The organism is Luteibacter sp. P4_E6 (genome assembly GCF_056401535.1).
This window is the reverse complement of the sequence record NZ_JBFUJE010000827.1, coordinates 1-1,242: the sequence shown is the minus strand read 5'-3', so window position 1 is coordinate 1,242 and position 1,242 is coordinate 1. Positions and strand designations below refer to the sequence as shown.

At 63.3% G+C, this 1,242-nt stretch carries 1 protein-coding gene; it reads left to right on the top strand.

Annotated features, from left to right (window positions below; all coding sequences use genetic code 11):
- Window positions 1–1,029: M13 family metallopeptidase (locus AC1DT2_RS23845; protein WP_477299168.1), on the top strand; the 1,029-nt coding region annotated here is incomplete at its 5' end.
- Between the last annotated feature and the right edge of the window lie 213 nt (window positions 1,030–1,242).

Sequence of the window (1,242 nt, the reverse complement as noted above, 5' to 3'; positions counted from 1 at the left end):
CAGAAGGATCGCTGGAAGCGCGTGCTCGGTACCGTCAACGCGTCGATGGGCGAAGCCCTCGGCCAGCTGTACGTCGCCAAGGTGTTCAAGCCCGAAGCGAAGCAGCGCGCCACCGAACTGGTCGACAACGTGCGCAACGCCCTCAAGGCACGCATCGAAAACCTCGACTGGATGAGCGCCGAGACGAAGGAAAAGGCGATCCAGAAGTGGAATACCTTCCTGCCCAAGATCGGCTACCCGGACAAGTGGCGTGACTGGTCGGGCCTGGAAGTGAGCGGCGACGACTACTACACGAACGTGCAGGCTGCCAGCAAGTTCAACTATCACTACGACATCGCCAAGATCGGCAAGCCGACCGATCGCCTCGACTGGGGCATGACGCCGCAGACGGTGAACGCGTACTACAACCCGACCGACAACACGATCAACTTCCCGGCCGCGATCCTGCAGCCGCCGTTCTTCGATGCCAAGGGCGACGACGCGATCAACTACGGCGGCATCGGCGCGGTGATCGGTCACGAAGCCAGCCATGGCTTCGACGACGAAGGCAGCCAGTTCGATGGCGAAGGCAACAACAAGAACTGGTGGACGGCCGCCGACAAGAAGAAGTTCGAGGAGCGCACGAAGAGGCTGGTCGACCAGTTCAACGACTACGCACCGCTCAAGGACAAGCCGGACCTGCACGTCAATGGCCAGCTGACCCTGGGCGAGAATATCGCCGACCTGGGCGGCACGGCGGTGGCGTATGACGCCCTGCAGGAAGCCTTGAAGAAGAACCCGCAGGAAGCCGACTCCAAGATCGACGGCTACACGCAGGACCAGCGCTTCTTCCTCAACTGGGCCCGCGTCTGGCGCGGCAGCGTCCGTGAGAAGCAGGCCATGTTGTACCTCAACACCGACCCGCACGCGCCGGCCTCGCTGCGCGCGATCGGCGCACCGTCGAACATGGCGGCCTTTGCCACGGCATTCCAGTGCAAGCCGGACGCGAAGATGGTTCGCTCGGGCGACAAGCTGGTGAAGATCTGGTAACCGCTCTACGTAGAGGCTGATCACCAAGGCGCCGCATGCCCATGCGGCGCCTTTTTTTGGTTCATCGTAGATTACCCGGGCCCGGGCGCCCGGCTTTCAGGCCGGGCATTCTTTCGCACCTCGCGCATGGCTCGCCTTCGGCTTCGCGGGTGGCTCGGCTCCGCCATCACTCTCTACACTTGGGCGGTTCGCGGGGAGACCCTGGTGCCCACC